The sequence below is a fragment of the Streptomyces sp. NPDC058240 genome (assembly GCF_042882135.1).
GTDB lineage: Bacteria > Actinomycetota > Actinomycetes > Streptomycetales > Streptomycetaceae > Streptomyces.
The window spans coordinates 1-2,793 of record NZ_JBHVWT010000135.1; the positions used below are offsets into that span (position 1 = coordinate 1).

A 2,793-nucleotide genomic window follows, 5' to 3' on the forward strand; every position below is an offset into this window, starting at 1 on the left:
CGGACGGCTCGACGGACTCGGCCTCGGTCACGTTCTCACTGGTCAACGATGCATCTTCCTTGATCAGGAGTTACACCGATCGTTTTACAGTCCCCCGCCCGGGCCCCCCGGCACCCACACCCGCCGCGACGAGACACGCCTGGTCGGGTTCCCACCCGCCCGGGCGGTCTGTATGGCCACGGGCGGCGCTACGCAGCCGACCGGCGTCCTCAGTAGCAGTGCCACGGTCCAGGACGGCATGGGTGCAGGGGCATAGCGGCCGGTGACGCGTGAGGTGAGCCGCCCGGCCAGGACCAGGTCGAACACTTCGCCGGTGCGCCGGAGCAGGGCCTCGCGAGTGACGACGTGGTGATGCACCACCGGATACGTCAGCAGGATGCTGTTGGGCAGATCGGTCGGCCGCAGTGTCGAGACGCCCATAAAAGGGCCGTAGTAGGCGTGCACTCCGTGCGGGCGCAGGGCCAGTTGGGAGGAGTGGAACGTCCCGGTGCCGCCGCCGTCGTAGACGGCGTCGGCTCCCCGTCCGCCGGTCAGCTCCCTGATCCGCTCCTCGAAGCCGCCGCCGGAGTGGACCAACACGTGGTCGGCGCCGGCCCCCTTCGCGACGGGCGCCTTCTCCTCGCGGGAGACCAGCCCGATCACACGGCCGCCACGGGCCCTAACCATCTGCGTGAGCAGCAGGCCCACCCCGCCCGCCGCCGCGTGCACCACGGCGGTGTCGCCCGGGCCGATCGGGTAGGTCTCGGTGCTCAGGTGGCTGGCGGTCAGGCCTTGCATCATCACGGCAGCGGCCGTCTCGTCGCTGGCACCGTCGGGCACCTTGACCAGTGAGTCCTCCGGTACGGCCAGCAACTCGGCGTAGCCGCCCGGGTGGTAGAACCAGGCCACCCAGTCGCCGACGGCCAGGTCCCGCACCCCCGCGCCGAGCGCGCGATGGCTCGACAACGTCCGCAAACGCGCCGGAAAGCTCACCGAGCAGTGGCGGGCGGACCTCGATGCCCTTGGCATGCGCTGGTAGGGGTGGGCGCGCAGGAACCGTCCTCTGACCGGGCGGGGCTGTTCTTCGCTGTTTGGCCGGACGTCCTGATGCCGCTCGGGCCAGTCTGGGTGCCCGGGTAACAGCGAGATCTGGGTGCCCGGGTAACAGCGAGAGGGGTGCGGGTGTCTGTTGGTGGCGGGGTTGTCCGTGTTGGCGGTGTGGTGCCTGGGGTCTTTCGTGTCGCTTCTCTTGCCGGGGAGATGACGTCGTCGCTGATCGGCCGTGTCGCGGCCTGCTACGGGATGGAGGCGAAGGCCCTGTGGTCTTGCTGGCGGTGGCGCGGTTCGCGGCCCCGGCATGAGGGCGGGGGTGTGCGGGCCGATGGCGAGGTGGTGCTGAACGCGGCTGCTGATCTTCTCGGAGAACACCTTGTCGCGCTGGATGCCGTGCTTGGCGAGGGCGTCGAGCTGGGACTGGAGTTCCTGGGTGAGCGTCGAACAACGGGCGTACCCGATGCGGATGTCGGCGGTCGGGGTGTCCGGCGCGAGGGCGAGCGGGACAGCGGTGCCGGGGCGCCAGGGCTGGCCGGGCCTACGGTCGGCAGGAGTGGGCACTCGTAGGGGCTTGGCGAGCCGGGGCACCTTGGTGAAGCGGCCGGTGTGGAAGCGGCCGGTGTGGTAGCTGCCGGCGACCGCGCCGGAGCGCGAGCGGCACGGCGAGCCGGGTTCGGCCCGGCAGCGCGGACAGGGGTGGCGCTCGATGTCGTCCGCGTCGCTCGGGAAGGCCCCTTGGGGGGGTCGTCATGCCCCCGGACGCTGTCACGAACGATTCTCAGAAGTACCCCGAACCCGCCTTGGAGTGAGAAGGGTTCTGCGAACCGAACCGGCGCTTCGCGATCACCGGGGAGCCGGTTTTGATCTTGCTCGGGCTAAGGATGAGAACTGGTGATCGTGCCGCTGATGCCTGTCGGCTGTGGGTGTCAGTTCGCCACGGGTTTACGGTGTGATTACAAGATGACGTGAGTGGAGCCGGTCCGGCCCTTCTGCTTGCCGTACCCGATGCGTAGCGAGCAGAAGGGCCGGATACCGTGCGGTGTCACCGAGCGCAGCCCCTGGGCTGGGTGCGGCACAGCACCTGTCGGTCAGTCGCGATTGGGGTGCGCGGTGGCGGAGTAGGCGTCATGCCAAGCGGCTTTAGCGCCTGAGTCGCCGATTCGGTAGACCTGTACGCCGGCACCCACGCCGATGATGACGGACAGCACCGCGGCGGCGATACGGAGCGGCGTGCCCACCGTGCTGGTGGATCCCTCGGCCTCGGGGGTGCGGTGGGCGGCGCGGCGGTAGAGCCACCACACCGCTGCGGACACCAGGAAGAGCCCGATGACCCAGGGGAGCAGTTCGTCGCCGAGTTCGGTGTGCTTACGGACCAGGGGATCGCGGTCCACGTGCCGTTCCAGCCACTCGCCGGCGTTGGTCGTCAGCGGCACGCTGATCAGGGACACCAGGGCAAGGGCTGGCAGGGCGAGGCCGAACCTGCGCATGACGGAGGGGATGGCGGCGCACAGGATCAGGGCGAGCGCGGTGAGGGGTACCAGGACCACGACGACGTGCACGAACAGGACGTGTGCGGGGATGCCGTTGATCAGGTCGAGTCCCACAAGGGGCTCCTTCGGAGGGTGGTGTTCAATGCTGGACAGGGACGAGTCGGGCTCCTGCGGCGACTTAGCTTGCGATTTTAGCTTCTGTCGTCACTCTGTGTGTTTACTGGTGGTCCGTTCGCTCTTGCGGTAGGGCGGTCGCTTGGATTTCGGGCGG

Annotated in this window: 2 protein-coding genes; both read right to left on the reverse strand. The window is 69.0% G+C overall.

Features of this window, described 5'->3' with window-relative positions; translation table 11 throughout:
* Positions 1 to 84 precede the first annotated feature (84 nt).
* Positions 85 to 1,593 (reverse strand): zinc-binding dehydrogenase, encoded by a 1,509-nt coding sequence (locus tag ACFVX4_RS41875; RefSeq protein ID WP_389988710.1) that lies wholly within the window; start codon positions 1,591 to 1,593, stop codon positions 85 to 87.
* A gap of 527 nt (positions 1,594 to 2,120) precedes the next feature.
* Positions 2,121 to 2,636, reverse strand: coding sequence for a DUF2231 domain-containing protein (locus ACFVX4_RS41880; protein WP_389988713.1), 516 nt, complete (start codon positions 2,634 to 2,636; stop codon positions 2,121 to 2,123).
* Positions 2,637 to 2,793: the final 157 nt, after the last annotated feature.